The 18,915-nt window shown below is 68.5% G+C and carries 18 protein-coding genes and 1 pseudogene; 11 read left to right on the top strand and 8 right to left on the bottom strand.

Annotation, left to right across the window (positions count from 1 at the left end; genetic code table 11):
* Positions 1-95: 95 nt before the first annotated feature.
* Positions 96-536, bottom strand: a complete 441-nt coding sequence (locus SY91_RS28765) for an RrF2 family transcriptional regulator (protein ID WP_006479723.1) — start codon at positions 534-536, stop codon at positions 96-98.
* A gap of 140 nt (positions 537-676) precedes the next feature.
* On the opposite strand from SY91_RS28765, the gene SY91_RS28760 reads away from it, so the two are divergent.
* The 5 genes from SY91_RS28760 (at position 677) to SY91_RS28740 (ending at position 5,735) form a co-directional block, all read left to right on the top strand.
* The gene (locus SY91_RS28760; protein ID WP_023476123.1) at positions 677-1,591 is read left to right on the top strand and encodes an NAD(P)/FAD-dependent oxidoreductase; all 915 of its coding nucleotides are present in this window, start codon (positions 677-679) and stop codon (positions 1,589-1,591) included.
* Between the two features lie 124 nt (positions 1,592-1,715).
* A complete protein-coding gene (locus SY91_RS28755; RefSeq protein WP_043887483.1) occupies positions 1,716-2,675 on the top strand; it encodes a LysR substrate-binding domain-containing protein in 960 nt (319 codons plus the stop codon).
* Positions 2,676-2,776: 101 nt separating this feature from the next.
* Positions 2,777-3,907, top strand: a complete 1,131-nt coding sequence (locus SY91_RS28750) for a DSD1 family PLP-dependent enzyme (protein WP_043887484.1) — start codon at positions 2,777-2,779, stop codon at positions 3,905-3,907.
* 109 nt (positions 3,908-4,016) lie between these two features.
* Positions 4,017-4,988 (top strand): ornithine cyclodeaminase family protein, encoded by a 972-nt coding sequence (locus SY91_RS28745; RefSeq protein ID WP_023476126.1) that lies wholly within the window; start codon positions 4,017-4,019, stop codon positions 4,986-4,988.
* 24 nt (positions 4,989-5,012) lie between these two features.
* Positions 5,013-5,735 (top strand): HAD family hydrolase, encoded by a 723-nt coding sequence (locus SY91_RS28740; RefSeq protein WP_023476127.1) that lies wholly within the window; start codon positions 5,013-5,015, stop codon positions 5,733-5,735.
* Between the two features lie 60 nt (positions 5,736-5,795).
* On the opposite strand, the gene SY91_RS28735 is transcribed toward SY91_RS28740, so the two are convergent.
* Both SY91_RS28735 and SY91_RS28730 read right to left on the bottom strand, forming a co-directional pair.
* The gene (locus SY91_RS28735; protein WP_023476128.1) at positions 5,796-6,413 is read right to left on the bottom strand and encodes a glutathione S-transferase family protein; all 618 of its coding nucleotides are present in this window, start codon (positions 6,411-6,413) and stop codon (positions 5,796-5,798) included.
* Between the two features lie 97 nt (positions 6,414-6,510).
* Entirely contained in the window at positions 6,511-6,879 is a 369-nt protein-coding gene (locus tag SY91_RS28730) for a hypothetical protein (protein ID WP_023476129.1), read from the bottom strand.
* Positions 6,880-6,960: 81 nt separating this feature from the next.
* Here SY91_RS28730 and SY91_RS28725 point away from each other — a divergent pair, with 81 nt between their 5' ends.
* From SY91_RS28725 to SY91_RS28715, 3 genes and pseudogenes are all read left to right on the top strand, one after another.
* Positions 6,961-7,428 carry a MarR family winged helix-turn-helix transcriptional regulator gene (locus SY91_RS28725; RefSeq protein ID WP_006479731.1) on the top strand — a complete coding sequence of 156 codons (468 nt, stop codon included), beginning with the start codon at positions 6,961-6,963 and terminating at the stop codon, positions 7,426-7,428.
* A 149-nt stretch (positions 7,429-7,577) separates the two neighbouring features.
* On the top strand, positions 7,578-8,339 hold the full coding sequence (locus SY91_RS28720) for an isocitrate lyase/phosphoenolpyruvate mutase family protein (protein ID WP_043887485.1): 762 nt from the start codon (positions 7,578-7,580) through the stop codon (positions 8,337-8,339).
* Positions 8,340-8,367: 28 nt separating this feature from the next.
* Positions 8,368-8,565: pseudogene (locus tag SY91_RS28715) on the top strand (transcriptional regulator); the annotation flags it as partial.
* Positions 8,566-8,572: 7 nt separating this feature from the next.
* Here the strand turns inward: SY91_RS28715 and SY91_RS28710 are convergent.
* Positions 8,573-9,472, bottom strand: coding sequence for a LysR family transcriptional regulator (locus SY91_RS28710; protein ID WP_023476132.1), 900 nt, complete (start codon positions 9,470-9,472; stop codon positions 8,573-8,575).
* Between the two features lie 101 nt (positions 9,473-9,573).
* Between SY91_RS28710 and SY91_RS28705 the strand changes: the two genes are divergently transcribed.
* Positions 9,574-10,452, top strand: coding sequence for an aldo/keto reductase family oxidoreductase (locus SY91_RS28705; RefSeq protein WP_023476133.1), 879 nt, complete (start codon positions 9,574-9,576; stop codon positions 10,450-10,452).
* Positions 10,453-10,508: 56 nt separating this feature from the next.
* Here SY91_RS28705 and SY91_RS28700 read toward each other — a convergent pair whose 3' ends face one another.
* On the bottom strand, positions 10,509-11,711 hold the full coding sequence (locus SY91_RS28700; protein WP_023476134.1) for an MFS transporter: 1,203 nt from the start codon (positions 11,709-11,711) through the stop codon (positions 10,509-10,511).
* 70 nt (positions 11,712-11,781) lie between these two features.
* Here SY91_RS28700 and SY91_RS28695 point away from each other — a divergent pair, with 70 nt between their 5' ends.
* Positions 11,782-12,831, top strand: coding sequence for an AraC family transcriptional regulator (locus SY91_RS28695; protein WP_023476135.1), 1,050 nt, complete (start codon positions 11,782-11,784; stop codon positions 12,829-12,831).
* Between the two features lie 43 nt (positions 12,832-12,874).
* Here SY91_RS28695 and SY91_RS28690 read toward each other — a convergent pair whose 3' ends face one another.
* Complete coding sequence (locus tag SY91_RS28690; protein WP_006479736.1) at positions 12,875-13,039, bottom strand: hypothetical protein; 165 nt, start codon at positions 13,037-13,039, stop codon at positions 12,875-12,877.
* Between the two features lie 69 nt (positions 13,040-13,108).
* Positions 13,109-15,025, bottom strand: coding sequence for a DUF3857 and transglutaminase domain-containing protein (locus SY91_RS28685; RefSeq protein WP_043887488.1), 1,917 nt, complete (start codon positions 15,023-15,025; stop codon positions 13,109-13,111).
* Positions 15,026-15,735: 710 nt separating this feature from the next.
* Between SY91_RS28685 and SY91_RS28680 the strand changes: the two genes are divergently transcribed.
* A complete protein-coding gene (locus SY91_RS28680; protein WP_006479738.1) occupies positions 15,736-16,599 on the top strand; it encodes a crotonase/enoyl-CoA hydratase family protein in 864 nt (287 codons plus the stop codon).
* 49 nt (positions 16,600-16,648) lie between these two features.
* Here the strand turns inward: SY91_RS28680 and pdeR are convergent, their stop codons facing one another.
* A complete protein-coding gene (pdeR, locus tag SY91_RS28675; protein WP_027813444.1) occupies positions 16,649-18,652 on the bottom strand; it encodes a cyclic di-GMP phosphodiesterase in 2,004 nt (667 codons plus the stop codon).
* Between the last annotated feature and the right edge of the window lie 263 nt (positions 18,653-18,915).

Genomic DNA, 18,915 nt, shown 5'->3' with positions numbered 1-18,915 from the left:
TTGGGGACAGAACATGGCGGCGCGGCGGTTTCGGCCGCGCCGGATCGCGAGTCGGATTGCATGTCAGGCGCGCTCGATCGGGATGCTGCGCCACGTCAGCGCGTGTACCCCCGCAGCGCCGCCTTCGCTTCGAAATCGCGCGACAGCATGCCGAGCGTGACTTCGCCGAAGCGTGCCAGGAGCGACGCTTCGGCCTCCTTCAGCGTCGCCGACAGATGCGCGTTGACCGCCTGTTCGACCAGGCATTCGGGCTCGTCCTCGGGCACCAGATCGGAAAACAGCGGCGGCTCGCCCACCGCGCGATAGACGTCGAGCAGCGTGATGTCGTCGAGCGCGACGCTCAGCGCCCAGCCGCCGCCGTGCCCCTTCTCCGACTGCACGTAGCCGCAATCGCGCAACCCGCCGAGCAGGCGCCGCACGACGACCGGGTTCGTGCACAGCATCGTCGCGATCGTCTCCGACGTCAGCGGGCCGTCGGCCTGGTCCATATGGATCAGCGCATGCAGCATGCGCGACAAACGGCTGTCGGTTCTCACAAGCGGGGCTCCCTTCTCTCGAAACTTCTGAAGTTGCATGAATGATACCATCGCCCTATCATGCAACTTCTCGTGTTTCATGAGTTGGCCGACCCCGGAGCACATGAGTCATTCACGCAGGTTCAGAAAGGAGTTGATGCATGCATTCCCGTCATGAAGTGATCGTGATCGGCGGCAGCTTCGCGGGGCTGTCGGCCGCGATGCAGTTGGCGCGGGCACGCCGCCGCGTGCTCGTGATCGACGCCGGCCGGCCGCGCAACCGTTTTGCCGAACACGCGCACGGCTTCTTCGGGCAGGACGGCAAGCCGCCCGCGCGGATCGTCGCCGAAGCGAGCACGCAACTCGCCGCGTATCCGACCGTCCAGCGCATCGAAGGCGAGGCGCGCACTGCCGAGCGCGACGCGCACGGACGCTTTCACGTGACGCTGGCCGACGGCAGCCGCGCAAGCGCCGACCGGCTGATTCTCGCGACCGGCATCCGCGACGAACTGCCGGCGCTGCCGGGGCTCGCGGAACGCTGGGGCATCAGCGTGCTGCATTGTCCGTACTGCCATGGATATGAAGTGAGCGGCCAGCGGCTCGGCGTGCTCGCCACGCATCCGCTGTCGGTCCATCAGGCGATCCTGATTCCGGACTGGGGCCCGACGACGTGGTTCACGCAGGGCGTGGTCGAAGCGAACGACGAGGAAGCCGCGTTGCTCGCAGCACGCGGCGTACGCATCGAGCGCTCGCCAGTCGTCGAGATCCTCGGCGATGCGCCGCGTATCGACGCGCTGCGGCTCGCCGACGGTCAAGCCGTGCCGATCGACGCACTGTTCATCGGCGCGCGCACCGACATGGCGAGCGACCTCGCGCAGCAGCTCGGCTGCGCGTTCGACGAAGGTCCGCTCGGCACCGCGATTCGCGTCGATACATGGAAGCAGACGAGCGTCGCCGGCGTGTACGCGGCCGGCGACGCGTCGAGCCTGATGACGAATGCGACGTTCGCCTCGGCATCCGGCGTGGCGGCGGGGGTGGGCGTACACCGGTCGCTGATTTTCGGATTGGATGCGTAGGCGGGCGTACAGCCGGCGTCACGATCGTCGATGTATCCGGCGAAGGAAGCGGGTGCATTCCCGTCATCCTCATCGCAGCCGCTCCACGCCACGTCGATGGCTTCCCCGCGCAATCTGCGGTTTAATGCTCGACACCCTCTGCATTAAGAGCCAAGAAATGCTCGACCTCGACGACCTTCGACTCGTCCGCGCGATCGGCACGTCGCGCTCCCTGGCCGCTGCCGCCCGGCTGCTCGACCTCACGCCGCCCGCGGTCACGATTCGCCTGCAACGAATGGAGGCACGGCTGAACGCGAGGCTCGCCGTACGGCAGCCGAAAGGAATCGCGCTGACCGACGAAGGGCAGCGGCTGTACCAGGAAGCCGTCGGCATTCTCGAGCGCGTGGAGGCGCTGCCAATCAACATCACGGGCGACCACGGCGACGTGCAGGGCACGCTGCGCGTCGTCGCCCCGCTCGGTTTCGGCCGCAAGTACGTCGCGCGGATCGTGCGCGACGTGCAGCGCGCGCATCCGAAGCTCGAAATCTCGCTCCACCTGTCGGAGAGCCCATTGACCAGCGCATCGGGGGCCGACGTGGTCGTGCATGTCGGCAGCCTCAAGTCGTCTTCGTGGATCGGCTATCCGCTCGCGCCCAACGAGCGCTTCCTGTGTGCGAGCCCCGGCTACGCGCGCCGCCTCAAGGACCTGAATCATCCGTCCGACCTGACCCGCTACGACTGCCTGTGCCTGCGCGAGAACGACGAAGACATCCCGCGCTGGCGCTTCTCGCCCGGCCGCGGCGTCAAGGGCGAATCACGGCGGTCTACCGTCATCCGCGTCACGGGCGCGCTGTCGTCCAACGACGGCACCGTCATCACCGAATGGGCGCTGGCCGGGCTCGGCATCGTCGAACGCTCCGAGTGGGACGTCGCGCCACTGCTCGCGAACGGCAAGCTCGTGCGGTTGCTGCCCGGCTGGAGCCTGCCGCCCGCGCCGGTGACGGCGCTGCTGCCCTCGCGTACCGGCCGCTCCGCGCGGCAGCGGGTGTTTCTCGACGCCGCGCGGCAGTTTCTCGATCCGCCACCGTGGCGGGGCAAGGCGTGAGCCTTAAATTCGATTTAATGGCAGATTAGCCCTGCATTAAACACGACGCGCGCCAACCGCCCTACAGTGTCCGCATCGACAACTTCGCCATCGGACGCATCGTGGACCTTCACACCCTCAACACCCCCGCCGCATTGATCGACGTCGCTCGCATGCAGCGCAACATCGCCCGCATGCAAACGCATCTGGACGCGCTCGGCGTGCGGTTCCGGCCGCACGTGAAGACCACCAAATGCCGACAAGTGGTCGACGCGCAGATCGCGGCCGGCGCGCAGGGCATCACGGTGTCGACGCTCAAGGAAGCCGAGCAGTTCTTCGCGCACGGCATCCGCGACATCGTCTATGCGGTCGGCATGGTGCCCGCCAAGCTCGGCCAGGCGCTTGCGCTGCGCCGCCAAGGCTGCGACCTGAAGATCGTCGCCGACAGCCTGCCGGCCGCGCACGCGATCGCCGCGTTCGGGCGCGAGCACGGCGAACGTTTCGACGTGTGGATCGAGGTCGACGTGGACGGCCACCGCTCGGGCATCCCGCCCGACGCCGACCTGCTGATCGACGTCGGCCGCGCGCTGACCGACGGCGGCATGCTGCTCGGCGGCGTGCTCGCTCACGCGGGCTCCAGCTACGAATACGACACACCCGAGGCGCTGGCCGCGATCGCCGAACAGGAGCGCAGCCGCACCGTGCGGGCCGCGGAGCGCCTGCGGGCCGCCGGCTTGCCCTTCCCGGTCGTGAGCATCGGGTCGACGCCCACCGCGCTGGCGGCGGAACGGCTCGACGGCGTGACCGAAGTGCGCGCCGGCGTGTACGTGATGTTCGACCTCGTGATGCACAACGTCGGCGTGTGCGAACTGTCCGACATCGCGCTGTCGGTGCTGACCACCGTCATCGGTCATCAGGAAGAGAAAGGCTGGGCGATCGTCGACGCGGGCTGGATGGCGATGAGCCGCGACCGCGGCACGCAGCGCCAGGCGCGCGATTTCGGCTACGGGCAAATCTGCACCGAAGCCGGCGACGTGCTCGGCGACTACCTGCTGAGCGCCGCCAACCAGGAGCACGGGACCGTGTCGCGGGTGGGCACGCCGGATACGGGCATCGCGCAGCGATTCCCGATCGGCACGCGGCTGCGCATCCTGCCGAATCACGCGTGCGCCACCGGCGCGCAACATCCCGACTACCAGGCGATCGGCCACGACGGCGCCGCGCAGACGTGGCCGCGCTTCTACGGGTGGTGAGCGAAGTCCGGCGCCCATGCCGCGTCATCCGTGCATTGACTATTTATCCAATTCTGGACAAACTTTAAACACCCTCGATTCGTCTCGTGCCGGACAGGCACCCCCGACCATGCCGACCGACGCCCGCCTCCTTCTCCTCGACCGCGATGCCGTCGAGCCCGCCCTGCAAGCCGGGCAAGTGATGGCGGCCGTGCGCGAAGCCTTCGTGCTGCACAGTCAAAGGGCCGGACGGGTATTCCCGGTGGTGCGCGAGAAGCTGCATACCGGCGGCGTGTTCGGCATCAAGTCGGGCGACGTCGCCGGTCAGGATCTGCTCGGCTTCAAGGCGGCCGGATTCTGGCCGGCCAATCGAACCGTCGGCGGCGAGCCGCATCAGGCCACGGTCGCGTTGTTCGATCCGGCGACGGGCCGCCCGCTGTGCATCATGGACGGCAACGCGATCACCACCGCGCGGACCGGCGCCGCCGGCGGCCTCGGGCTGCAACAGCTCGCGCGGCGCGACAGCACGCGGCTCTGCGTGTTCGGCACGGGCGTGCAGGCGCGCGTGCAGCTCGACTACGCGCTCCGGCTGCTGCCGCAGCGGTGCACGGTGCAATACGTGAACGTCAGCGGCGAGCCGGACCCGGTATTCGAATCGCACTTCGTCGAACGATGCACGATCGGCGTGGCGCGCGACCGGAACGATGCGGTCGCCGATAGCGACGTGGTGATCACGGCCACGCCCGGCGGCGGCCCCTTGTTCGACGCGGATGCGGTGCAGCCAGGCACCCATCTGACCTGCGTGGGCGCCGATACTGCCGGCAAACGCGAACTGCCGGCCGGCGTGCTGGAACGCGCGCGCATCGTCGTGGACGATCACGATCAGGCGCGCGGCATCGGCGAGTGCCAGTGGGCGCCGGATTTGCCGCGCACGGAAATCGGTGACATCCTCGCGGGTGCGGCATCGGTCGAGCGTTCCGCGCACGAGATCACCGTCTTCGACATGACGGGGCTCGCGCTGCAGGATCTGACCGTCGCGCGCTTCCTGTATCGACACGCGCTCGACAACGGCAGCGGAACCTCCGTTCCGTGGCCCTGGTAAAACGACTTCCCGCTCTCAACCGCCATGCGTCTCGCCAAAGTTTCCGCCCTCTCGTTCGACCTCGACGACACCCTGTGGCCGTTCGGGCCGTCCGTCGTCCGGGCCGAGGCGACGCTGCGCACATGGCTGATCGAGCACGCGCCCAATACCGCGAGCGTGTTGCCGACGCAACAGGCACTCAGCGCGCTCCGTGAGGAATACGAACGGTTGCGCCCGGATCTCGCCAGCGACTATCGCGCGATGCGAATCGGCTCGATCCGGCTTGCGCTGGAACGCGCGAACGAAGATGCCTCGCTGACCGATCGTGCCTACGACGTCTTCTACGCGGCGCGCAATCGTGTCGAATTCTACGAAGACGCGCTGCCGGCGCTGGCGTGGTTGAGCGCCCGCTTTCCGCTGATCGCGGTCACCAACGGCAATGCCGACCTCCGGCTGACCGGCGGCGACGAATTCTTCCGCACGACGCTCAGCGCGCGTGCATTCGGCTTCGCCAAGCCTGAGCCCGAAATCTTCCATGCGGCGGCTGACGCGCTCGACGTGCGGCCGGCCGAATTGCTGCATGTGGGCGACGACTTCCACCTCGACATCGTCGGCGCGCTGAATGCGGGGCTTCAGGCCGCGTGGGTCGTGCGCGAGCCTCGGGCGGACGGGGAACCGGCTCCGCCGCAGGCGGCGACACCGCATCTCACGTTGCGCGATCTGGCGATGCTGTGTCGTGCGCTCGGCGGACCCGATACGGTGTCGTGATCGCACGCGGACGCGGCGGGTCGTGCCGATGCGGCGCATGACCCGGCACCCGTTTCACTGTCACGCCGCCTTGCGCGCCTCCGCGATCCGCTGCGGCGCCTTCGGCCGCGCATACAGCCGCTCCAGATACGCGCGCAGTTGCGGGAACGGTTCGATCAGGTGGCATTCGCTCGCCCAGTCGATCAGGTAGGCCGTCACGCAATCGGCCACCGTCAGCGAATCGCCGACGATGAATTCGCGCCCTTCGAGATGCGTGTCGAGAATCGCGGCCATCGTCATGAAATCCTCGCGGGCCAGTTCGATATCGGCCGGCGAGCGCTTCTCCGGCGGATAGAGGAACGTATGCCGCGTGATCCGCCACAGCGGCTGCTCGAGCTCCGTCACCGCGAACATGATCCATCGATAGGCTTGCGCCCGCAGCGCCGGATCGACGGGCAGCAGCGCCTTCTCCGGGTACTTGTCCGCGAGATACAGCACGATCGCGGCCGATTCGGGAATCACGAGGTCGCCGTCCACCAGCACCGGCACCTTGCCGGCCGGATTCAGGCGCAGGAATTCGGGCCGCTTGTGCTCGCCCTCGAGCAGGTTGACCGACACGAATTCGAAATCCGCATCCAGTTCCTTCAGCCCCCACAGCGCCCGCTGCGAGCGGGTGCCGGCAAATCCGTAAAGCTTCATCGCCAGTCTCCATCCAGAATGTCGTAAAAATGTCTGCCGCATGCCGGGCATGACACATCGCGCGAAGCGACGCGCGGCGCCCCGCAGCGCGCGTCGCTCATGCGCCGGGAATCGCCAGCACCGGCATCACCTCCACCGACACGCCCGGGAACAGCGTGAAATGCGGATGACCTTCGAACAGCGCGGCGGCCGCCTCGTGCGATGCCGCCCGCACGACGCTGAAGCCGCTCAGCGCATTGGACGTGTCGCGGATGCCGCCGGCGTCGATGGTCTTGGTCTTGCCGAGCGGGCCGCCCAGCTCGACGATCGCGTCGCGATGGCGCTCGACCCACGCATGCCACGCGGCGATGCCATCGCGCTCGCGCGTGCGCCGCTCGTCCTCCGGCAGCGCCATCCAGGCCTTCATCGCCGGGCTGTCCCGGGTCCCGAGAAATACGGCGAGATACAACGGTTGTTGCGCACTCATGCCTTCTCCTCCGATGACGGGCACGGCGGGTTGCCGCGCCTCGACCTTGACAAGATAGGTTGATATCAACACAATTGCAACATGGCACGAAAAGAAAAGCTTCCCTTCGAAACGACGCTGATGGTGCGCGATTGCTGCCTGTGCCTGCACATGCAGCGCGCGGCGCGCAATCTGGCGCGCATCTTCGACGATGTGCTGCGCCCGCTCGACCTCACCAACGGCCAGTTTTCGCTGCTGATGTCGTTGAACCGGCCGCAACCGGCCCCGATGAAATCGGTCGCGTCGCTGCTCGCGATGGACCGAACCACGCTCACCGCGGCGCTCAAGCCGCTCGAACGGCGCGGCCTCGTCACGATTACGCAGGACCCGGATGACCGGCGCAGCCGCCTGCTGGAACTGACACCGGCCGGGCACGAGCTGCTGGCCGAAGCGTTCCCGCTGTGGCAGCAGACGCATGCCGAGATCGAGCGGCCGTTCGCGCCGGGGGAAGTCGACCAGTTGCGCGGCCAGTTGCGCACGCTGTCGATCGATCCGGGTTCGCGCGACTGAGGCGGCGCGCGGATCGCCCAGCGGTGGCGATCATGCGCACTTCCTGTCACGCGCTGTCAGCAGACATTGCCGGCGTCCGTCGCACCGCCCGATTCGATGGCAATATCGCTCGACACGACAACCGATCCGGTATCCATAAGGAGACGAGCATGGGCAACAACGAGAAGGGCGCGATTTTCCGGTCGCTTCACCGCGCGGGCCAGCCGCTGGCGCTGTTCAACGTGTGGGACGCCGGCAGTGCGCGCGCGGTGGCCGACGCCGGCGCCGTCGCGCTGGCCACCGGCAGCTGGTCGGTCGCGGCAGCCAACGGTTTCGTCGACGGCGAGCAGATGCCGCGCGCGCTGATGATGGAGGTGCTGGAGCGGATCGTGCGTGCGACGGACTTGCCCGTCACCGTCGATCTCGAAAGCGGCTACGGCGAGCGGCCGGAGGATGTCGCCGAGACGATCGCGATGAGCATCCGGGCCGGCGCGATCGGCTGCAATCTCGAAGACAGTTTTCCGTCGACGGGCGAACTGCGCGACGTCGACGAAGCGGCGGCCCGTATCGCGGCGGCCCGGCAGGCGGCCGATCGCGCGGGCATCGACTATTTCATCAACGCGCGCACCGACGTGTTCTTCAAGGCGGCAACCGAGACGCACGACGAACGATTGCTCGACGCGACGCTGGCGCGCGCCCGCGCGTACGCGGCAGCCGGCGCCGACGGCCTGTTCGTGCCCGGCCTGCGCTCGCCGGCGCTCATTCGCGCGCTGACGGCCGCGTCGCCGCTGCCGGTGAACGTGATGCGCGTCGCGGAAACGCCGACGCTCGCGGAACTCGCGGAGTACGGCGTGGCGCGCATCAGCCACGGGCCGTATCCGTATCTGCAGGCAATGAAGACGCTGGCGGCGCTGGTCAGGCAAGGCGGCTGACCGATTCGCGGGGCGGCGGGCGGCCGCCGCGCCGCCGCTGCCGGTCACCCCGATCGGCTTTGTTCACGCAGGCGTCGTGCTGCGCTACTTCTCGCCGATCACGACGATCGGTACGCCGCAAAGCGCGGCCGCGCAGGAGCTGCGCATGGAGTGCATGTTTCCGGCCGACGACGCGACCGACGCGCGCCACCGGCAATTGCTCGACGCGCACGCGCCGGTGCGCTGACCGACGTTCAGGATGCCTTGACGAAATCGATGAATGCGCGTAGCGCCGGCGGCACGAGGCGCCGCCCCGGATAATACAGAAAGGGCCCCGAGAACGGCCGCCACCACGGTTCGAGCACCGGTTCGAGCGCGCCGCTGTCGAAATGCGGGCGCACCCAGTCTTCGAACAGATACAGGACCCCCGTCCCGGCGATCGCCGCGTCGACCATCAGCTCCGTCGCCCCGCCGATCTGGACCAGCAGCGGCCCGGCGGCCGGCTCGACCCGCACGACCTCGCCGTCGCGCTCGTACTCCCACGGCGGCATCGCGCCGCTGGCGAAGCGTCCGCGCAGGCACCGATGGCCGAGCAGGTCGCGCGGATGCCGCGGCCGGCCGTGCCGGTCGAGATAGCCGGGCGCCGCCGCGGTCGCGAACCGCTGGATGCGCGGGCCGATCGGCACCGCAATCATGTCCTGTTCGAGCCGTTCGTCGTAGCGGATGCCCGCGTCGCAGCCGGCCGCCAGCACGTCGACGAAATTTTCGTCGGCGGTCACTTCCAGCCGGATGTCCGGATACGCCTCGAGAAAGCGCGGCACGATCGCCGGCAACACGAGCCGCGAGGCGCTGACCGGCACGTTGAGCTTCAGCGTGCCGGCCGGTCGGCCGCGGAATTCGTCGATCCCATCGAGCGCCGCCGCCACTTCGGTCAGGGCCGGCGCGAGACGCGCGAGCAGGCGCTCGCCGGCTTCGGTGGGCACGACGCTACGCGTCGTGCGGTGCAGCAGCCGCACGCCGAGCCGCGCTTCCAGCCGGCGCACGGCCTCGCTCAGCCCCGACGCGCTGAGGCCCGTCACGCGTGCGGCATCGCGGAATCCACTGGCGCGTGCCACGGCCATGAACGCGTTCAGATCGCCCAGATCGGTTTGCATTGTTCGCCTTTTCGTACAACCCGTGCGAATTATGCCGGCTTATCGCGCAGGCGACTCGTCCTTATGCTGAACGCATTCATCTCTTCGACAGGAGCAAGGTCATGCCCGATATTCGCCACACCGCCACCTTCAGGCTCGGCGATCGCCACGTCAGACGGATCGGCTATGGCGCGATGCAGCTCGCGGGCCCCGGTGTATTCGGCCCGCCGAAAGATCGCGAAGCCGCATTGAACGTGTTGCGCGAAGCCGTCGAATCCGGTGTCGACCATCTCGACACCAGCGACTTCTACGGCCCGCATGTCACGAACCAGTTGATTCGTGACGCATTGCATCCGTATCGCGACGATCTCGTGATCGTTACCAAGATCGGCGCGCGACGCGGCGACGACGCATCATGGCTGCCCGCGTTCGCGCCCGACGAGCTCGAACGGGCCGTGCACGACAACCTGCGCAACCTGGGGCTCGACGTGCTCGACGTCGTCAACCTGCGCATCATGTTCGATACGCACGGGCCGGCCGAAGGATCGATCGAGGCGCCGCTGGCCACGCTCGCGGAGTTGCAGCGGCGCGGGCTCGTGCGGCACATCGGCCTGAGCAACGTCACGCCCGCGCAGGTCGCGCAAGGCCGGCGGATCTGCGACATCGTCTGCGTGCAGAACCACTACAACATCGCGCATCGCGGCGACGATGCGCTGATCGACACGCTGGCCCGTGACGGCATCGCCTACGTGCCGTACTTTCCGCTCGGCGGCTTCTCGCCGCTGCAGTCGTCGACGCTGTCCGGCGTCGCGGGCCGCCTCGGCGCGACGCCGATGCAGGTCGCGCTGGCGTGGCTGCTGCGCCGCGCGCCGAATCTCCTGCTGATTCCCGGCACGTCGTCGGTCGCGCATCTGCGCGAGAATCTCGCGGCCGCCGACCTCGATCTGCCGGCCGACGCGCTCGCGGCACTCGACCGCATCGCGGGCGCTGGCGCCGCCTGACGCGCGGACGATCGCCTGGCGGCCCGTACCACGCGGGCTGCGGGCCGCCGGGCCGGTCAGGACGCGACCACGCCGACCCGCTTCGGCACGCCGGTCACGATCGTTGCGACCGCGACCGCCAGCACGATCGCCGCGCCGACGAACACGCCTGCCGCGCCGTTCGCGTCGAACACGACGCCGCCGGCGGCCGCGCCCGTCGCGATCGCGAGCTGGATCGCCGCGACGATCAGCCCGCCCGCGCTCTCGGCCTCGTCGGGCACGGTGCGCGTGACCCACGTCGACCACGCGACCGGCACGCCGCCGAACGCCATCCCCCACAACGCGACCAGCACCGCGTCGATCATCGGCGCGCGGCCGAGCACGACGAGCGCGATGCCGAGCACGACCATCAGCGCGGGCATGCCGATCAGCATCGGCCGCAGCCGGTGTTCGAGCACGCGGCCCGCGAGCGACGTGCCGACGAAGTTCGCGATGCCGTAGCCGAGCAGGATCGCCGACAGCCCGTTCACGCCGACGCCCGCCACCTGTTCGAGGAACGGCCGCAGATACGTGAAGAACGCGAAATGGCCGGTGAACACGAGGATCGTCGCGAACATCCCGAGGCCGACGGTCGGCCGGCGCAGCACGTCGATCAGCGTGCGCAGCCGCGTCGTGCCGCTCGGCGGCATCGACGGCAGCGTGACGATCTGCGACACGAACGCGATGCCGCCGAGCATGGCCGCGATCAGGAACACGTTGCGCCAGCCGATCAGGTGACCGAAGTAGCTGCCCATCGGCGCGGACGCGATGGTCGCGACCGCCACGCCGCTGAAGATGATCGACAGTGCGCGCGGCACCATCGCTGTGGGCACGAGCCGCATCGCGGTGGCGGTCGCCATCGTCCAGAAGCCGCCGAGCGCGATGCCGAGCACGACGCGGCCGAACAGCAGCACGCCCAAATTCGGCGCGAATGCCACGGCGAGGTTCGATACGACGAGCAGCACCGAGAACACGAGCAGCACGCGCCGCCGGTCGATCGTGCGCGTGAGCGCCGAGATCAGCAGGCTCGTGACGAGCGCGACCGTGGCAGTGGCCGTGACGGCCTGTCCGGCCACGCCCTCGGTCACGCCGAGGCTGTCGGCCATCGGCGTCAGCAGGCTCGCCGGCAGGAATTCGGCCGTGACGAGCCCGAACACGCCGAGCGTCATCGCGAAGACCGCGCCCCAGGCCGGTTCGCGGGGGGCCGCCGTCGAGGCGGCCGAGGAGATTCCGGGATTCATGCGGGGTTCCGTGTCGGTTAGGGAAAGTACTGATAAAGGCGTATCGTAAGGAACAGCAGCAGGACGGTCTATGACATACAATCCGTTCTTGTTGATCGAACGTCCGTATCTCGATATGTCCGAGCCCCTTCTGCCCCCGATTCCCGAAGTGCACGACCTCGTCAGCGAGTTGCTGCTGGGGATGCGGCTGAGCGGCGTCCAGTACCGCCGCATCCAGGTCGCGCGGCCGTTCGGACTGAGTTTCGGCCACGGAACGGGCCGCGCGCAGTTCCATTTCATCGTGCGCGGACCCGTGCTGCTGCGCGACGCGACGGGCGAGACGATGCGGCTCGAGGCCGGCGACGCGATCCTGTTGCCGCACGGCGGCATGCACGCACTGGTGTCCGATCCGGATGTACCGTGCCGCGAGATCGACGGCTTCGAGGTCGCGAAGATCTGCGATACGGTCGCGTCGGTGGCGTCGGCCGGCGTGTCGCCCACGAGCTGCGCGACGAAGGAACCCGGCGCCGGCGATGCGCTGATCTTCAGCGCCTGCATGGAACTCGACCTCGGCGGCATGCAGCCGCTCGTCGGCACGATGCCCGCATTCATGCACGTGGGCACGCTGCTCGCGCGCTACCCGGAAATCCGCCCGATGCTCGATGCGATGGAGCGCGAGGCGTGCACGGCGCGCGCGGGCTTCGCGGGCATCCTCGCGCGGCTCGCGGACGTGGTCGCGGCGTTCATCGTGCGCGGCTGGGTCGAGTGCGGGTGCGGCGATGCGACCGGCTGGGTGCAGGCGCTGCGCGAGCCGAAGCTCGGCCGCGCGATCGTCGCGCTGCATCGCGACCCGGGCCGCAACTGGAGCGTCGCGGAACTCGCGACCGAGGCAGGCGTGTCGCGCTCGGTGTTCGCCGAGCGCTTCCTCGCGGCCACCGGGATGACGCCCGTGCGCTACCTCACCGAGCTGCGGATGCGGCTCGCCGCGCAATGGATCGCCCGCGACCGCGAGACGATCGAAGCGGTCGCGTACCGGCTCGGCTACGGTTCGCTCGCGGCGTTCAGCCGTGCGTTCAAGCGCGTGGTCGGCAAGCCGCCGGGCGCCGTGCGCGCGGACGGCGACGTACCCGCCGAAGCGTAACGCGCGGCGCGCGGGGCCGGCGGCGGTGCCGGCCCGCAGGCCGTCACTTCAATGCGTCGAGCCGGTCGACCAGCGCCGTCGCGCACTGCACGGCGAGCGCCGCGCACTGCTCCACGTCGACGGCCGCGCCGGCCGCGACCGTGCCCTGCACGATCCGGCCCAGCAATTCCTTCGAGAGTTCGGCGATCTCGTGATCCCGTTCCGTCATGATGTCCCTCCTGCGCGTCGGCGATTCCGGTGATTCGCCCGTCCGGAGCGAATGCCGTGCCCGCGCCGCTCACCGCTGCTTCGCCCGCACGACGATCTGCGCCTGCGTGTCGCGCTCGATGCGCTCGAGCGACGCGCGCAGCGCCGCGAATTCGTCCGGCGTGCAGACCTGCCGCCCGAAATCCGCGTTCATCCGCCGCGTGACCTGCACGACGCGCGCGGCCGCATCGAACACGTAATGCGACGTGAAATCGACGAAGCGGTCGCGCACGGCCGTATCGGCCGGCAGGTCAGTCACGACCACGCCCGCCGGCAACGCGATCTGGCCGGTCTCGTCGAACGCGCCGCCGATGCAGCCCCACGGCTGCGTGCGCACCGGCTCGGCCAGCCAGGTTTCGACCTGGGTCGCGATACCGCCCGTGACGCTCGACAGCGCGGGCAACGCGGTCGTGCCGTCCGGCCAGACGAAATGATCGAGCGTGCCGGTCACGGTCACGTCGAACGGCCCGTCCGTCACGCGCCGGTCGCTGGTCGACAGTTGCGCGCGGCCACGCAGGCCGCTTTGCCGCAGGCGCTCGGTCGCGAGCTGCGCGATGCGCTCGCGTGACGCGCGGCGAAACAGGTTGCGTTCGAGTTCGGCCGTCCAGCCGTCGTCCTCGACATAAGCCTGAACACGTGCGGCGCCCGGCTGCGCGGCATCGATCGAGATCCGCGCGGTGCGGGCGCGCGGCTGCGTGGCCGGCGTGCGCGACAGCACGCCCGTATCGACCAGCAGCGCCGGGCGATCCATCACGATCGGCGGCAGGTAGCCGAACGCGATGCCGGCCGTCGTCGTATCCGCGTAGAGCGCGAGATCGGGCAGCCACGTGATCGCGTGATTGATTGCTCCGGCGCCGTAGCCGGGCACCGACGGCAGCGTGTACACGGCGCCGAGATTGATCAGCACCGGTTCGCTGCGAATGCCGACCGCCGCGAGCAACGCGCCGAACAGCGCGACATGATCCTTGCAGTCGCCGTAGCGGTTGCGCAGGATGTCGGTCACGCGATGCGGCGCGGCGGCCGTCTCGCCGAGGAACAACCCGACGTAGCGCACGTTCGCCTGCACCCAGTCGTACAGGATGCGCGCCTTGTCGCGCGGATCGGCGGCATTCGCCGTGAGCGCACGCGCCAGCTGCACGACAGCCGCATCGTTCGCGCTCGGGTCGACGGCCGCGTTGCGGTAGCGCGCGGCGAACGCCGCGTAGTCGGGCAGCGTCGACACGACGAGCCGGTCGCCGTAGGTCGGATAGCCGACGGAGCCGCTTTCGATGCGATCGTACGCGCCGTGCCGGTAGTCGAATTCGTAACGCGTGCGGCCGTTTGCCGTGACGGGCGGCAGCGCGACGTAGCCGCGCGCGTCCGCGTACAGCGGCATGTCGGCCGGCACGTCGAAGATCAGCCGCTGGCTGTCGACCGGCTCGCGCGACGGCTCGACGGTGTAGCCGAAGTAGCCGCGATTGACCGGCTTCGTGCGGGTCTTGCGGAACGCGACGCGGGTGCTCGACCCGGCTTCGACGCCGGGAAACACGACCGTGCGCAGCAGGCCGTCCTGGAACGTCGGCGCGCCGGCCGAGCGCGGCTCCTGCACGTCGCGGATGCCGTCCGCGCCGACCGGATGCGCGACGCCGTCGCGGTCGATCGTCTCGGCCGCGAGCAGTTCCACCTTCTCGAGATGCTTGTCGTACCACACGTAGCGCTGCGCAACGGCATCGATGCCGTTCGCGTCGTTCGCGCGCAGCGTCGAATCGTCGTGCTCGTCGAGCGAACCGTCGTGCTGGATCACGAATTCATGGACGTCGCTCACGAGCGTGACGGGCGCCATATCGGCCGCGTCGCGGGCGTCCCGCGTGTCGTGTGAGTCGGGCGTATCGGCCACGGCCCTACCCGCGCCGAGCGCCACGGCGCACGCGAACAGGCAGCCGGTCCATCGGGAATAAAAACGCACCACGTCGAAGCTCTCCGCGCGTTCGTTACCGGACGTCAGCGCCGCGCGCCGGAACGGAAGTCGTACCGCATGACGCGCGCATGACAGGCCGCTCGCGCGCACCCGCACGCGTGGCCGTCGTGCGGCCCAGTGTGGGCGACGGGCTGGCGAGCGTCAAGCCGCGGCCAGCGGGAAGGACACCTCATGTCGATCGGCGACGCTTTCGAAAGCGGTGACCGCGTGATGGCGTTCGCGTGGCTGCGCGTGGTCCTGTTCAGGCACGCTACCGACGGTGCTGCATCTCGAACAGCGGCATCCGAAACCGATCGACGCCGAGCGGCCATGCGCGCCGCGCATTCTCTCTCGCTCACGGCGAGACGAACCGCCCGCACGCCGGCCGGCCCGACCCGCAACAGCGGATCGGCGTCCTGGCGTCGCTTTCAGCGCGTAAGCGGCCGACGACGCCGGCTGCCTCACCGCCGGTGCGCCCGCTCCACTCGAGTCCCCTCCCCACCCACCGACCTCAGCCCCTCGTCCCTCCGTCCGTCGTCACCCGCCCTTTCGCCCGAACGCAAGCCGCACCGGTGTCCCGGTCGTGCGTTGTTCCCCGCAATTCGACATTTGTGCGCGCGCAACAATGGCGATGCCTCGCGCCAGGCGCCAGGCGGGCAACCCGATGCCCGCCTGGCGCCTGGCGCGGCGGTCTTTAAAACCACATCTCACGAGGACATACCATGCAACTCCAATCCCATCCGGCTTGCCGTCCGTTTTACGAAGCCGGCGAACTCTCCCAACTGACGGCCTTCTACGAAGAAGGCCGTAACGTCATGTGGATGATGCTGCGATCGGAACCGCGGCCGTGCTTCAACCAACAACTCGTCACCGACATCATCCATCTCGCGCGCGTCGCACGCGACTCGGGCCTCAAGTTCGACTTCTGGGTGACGGGCTCGCTCGTCCCCGAGCTGTTCAACGTCGGCGGGGACCTGAGCTTCTTCGTCGACGCGATCCGCAGCGGCCGACGCGACCAGCTGATGGCGTACGCGCGCTCGTGCATCGACGGCGTGTACGAGATCTACACGGGCTTCGGCACCGGCGCGATCTCGATCGCGATGGTCGAGGGCAGCGCGCTCGGCGGCGGCTTCGAGGCCGCGCTCGCGCATCACTACGTGCTCGCGCAGAAGGGCGTGAAACTCGGCTTCCCCGAGATCGCGTTCAACCTGTTCCCGGGCATGGGCGGCTATTCGCTGGTCGCACGCAAGGCGAACCGCGGCCTCGCGGAATCGCTGATCGCGACCGGTGAAGCGCATGCGGCCGAATGGTACGAAGATCAGGGGCTGATCGACGAGACGTTCGACGCCGGTGATGCGTATCTGGCGACGCGCACCTTCATCGACGTGACGAAGCCCAAGCTGAACGGTATCCGCGCGATGCTGCGCGCCCGCGAACGCGTGTTCCAGCTGTCGCGCTCGGAGCTGATGGACATCACGGAAGCGTGGGTGCATGCGGCGTTCACGATCGAGCCGAAGGATCTCGCGTACATGGAACGCCTGGTGATGCTGCAGAACCGGCGCGTGTCGAAACTGCGCACGGTGTAATGCGACGGGCGCCGCCGGGGGCCGGCGGCGCCTTTTTCCGGAACGATGCTCAGGCGATCAGCCTGAGCTTTCTCGTCTCCGCGAGCCACGCCTCGAACGCCTGCGCCGGCATCGGCCGCGCGTAGTAGTAGCCCTGCGCGTGATCGACGTCGAGTTGCTTGAGGAATTCGGCTTCCGCATGCGTTTCGACGCCTTCCGCGACCACCGCGAAATTCAGCGCCTTCGCGAGCGACACGACCGAGCGCACCAGCGCCTGCGAGCGCGGATTGCGGTCGATCGCCGTGATGAAGGTGCGGTCGAGCTTGATCGCGTCGAGCGGCAGGCGCGACAACTGCGACAGCGACGAATAGCCGGTGCCGAAATCGTCGAGATGGATCTCCGCGCCGAGCTGGCGGAACTGCCGCATCAGCCCGTTGGCCGCCTCCTCGTCCTCGATGAAGCAGCTCTCGGTCAGCTCGATGTCGAGCAGGCCGGGCTTCAGCCCCGCGCCGTCGAGAATCGACGCGAACTGGTGCACGATGTTCATGTCCTGCAACTGCCGCGCGGACAGGTTCACCGCGATCCGGACACCGAGCCCCTTCGCCTTCCATGCGGCGGCCTGCGCGGCCGCGGTGCGCATCACCCAGCGCCCGAGCGGCGCGATCAGCCCCGACTCTTCCGCGAAGCGGATGAACTCGACCGGCGCGACGAGCCCGCGATCGGGCGACTGCCAGCGGATCAGCGCCTCGACGGCATGCACGTCGCCCGTCGCGATGTCGACGACCGGCTGGTAGTGCAGCACGAACTGCTCTTCCTCGAGCGCCTTGCGCAGGTTCGTGTCGAGCCACATGTACTTCGCGACCTTCTGGTTCATCTCCAGCGAGAACACGCGATACGTATGCTTGCCCTCTTCCTTCGCGACGTACATCGCGGTGTCGGCGCTGCGGATCAGCGTCTCGAGCGAATCGCCGTGCTGCGGATGCATCGCGATGCCGATCGAGCAGCTCGTGTAGACCTCCATCAGCCCGAGATGGATCGGCGTGCGCAGCCGTTCGAGGATGATCTGCGCGGTCGCTTCGAGCAGCGGCCGCGTGGCGTGTTCGAACAGCACGAGGAATTCGTCGCCGCCGAGCCGCGCGAGCGTCGCGCCGGACGGCAGGCAGCCGCTGATGATCGCCGACACGTCCTGCAGCAGCCGGTCGCCGGTGATGTGCCCGTAGTGATCGTTGACGCGCTTGAAGTTGTCGAGATCAAGGAACAGGATGCCGACGTGGCCGCGCGTATTGGCGTCTTCCTCCGCGATCGCCGCGTGGATGCGCTCGCTGATCGCATGGCGGTTCGGCAGCCCGGTAAGCACGTCGGTGTTCGCGAGCTCGGTGAGCCGCTGCTGCGCGTTGCGCTCCTCGGTGATGTCGATGCCCGAGCAGATCAGGTACTGCTCGTCGACGCCGCTGCCGCTCTGCACGAACTTGTTGCGGAACTGGAACAGGCGCGGCCCGTTGACCGTGTTGATGTAGCGCTCGACCGCGAACGACTGGTTGCTCGCGAAGAAGCCCGTGATGTTGCTGCGCGACTGCGCGCCCTGCTCGGGGCTCATGAACAGCTCGAACGCGCTGCGGCCGATCACGTCGACCTCGCGCTTGCCCGTCACTTCCTCGCACAGGCGGTTGAAGCGCTGCACCATCCCGTTGCGGTCGAGGATCACGACGAGCGAATTCACTTCGGACACGACCTGCTCGGCGAACGCGAGCCCGTGCGACAGGTCGCCGGCGACGGACTCGGTATCGGAATAGGCGGACGCCGTGCCGGCCCAGTCGACCGTATTGACCTTCCTGCCGACGAGATGGAGGCTGACCGGGTTGCCGAACAGCACGATGTCGAGCACGAGGTGCGACGTGACGCCAGTCAGCGCGCGGATGCGCGCGGCCTGCTCGACCGTCAGCGCGACCGCGACGTTGGTCAGACCGCGGACCGCGGCCAGTTCGAGCGCATTGCTGTCGCTGCCGAGACGCCAGCAGGGGCTGCGCGTACCGACATGCGCCTCGAGCACCGCGCTATCGTTTTCGTCATCCATGGACACGCCCCGATCCAGAAAAAAACGCATAGTGTAGACGGAGGCGAGTGGGCCGACCGCCTTCCCGGGCCACGCAGTGCGCGTGCCTGGCAGGGCTGCCGTGATTGCCGTGACGGCGGGCCTCGTCCCGTTACTTGTTTCCAGCTGATGCGACCGGCGTTCGCGCGTGATGCGCAGGTTCCACCTTACGAATGATGAGAGCCATCTTATCAAATGACGATGAGGATTGGCACTCACATTTAGAGCAGAGTGTCAAGGAATCG

It is taken from the genome of Burkholderia cenocepacia (assembly GCF_014211915.1).
Lineage (GTDB): Bacteria > Pseudomonadota > Gammaproteobacteria > Burkholderiales > Burkholderiaceae > Burkholderia > Burkholderia orbicola.
This window is presented reverse-complemented; position numbering and strand designations above follow the sequence as displayed.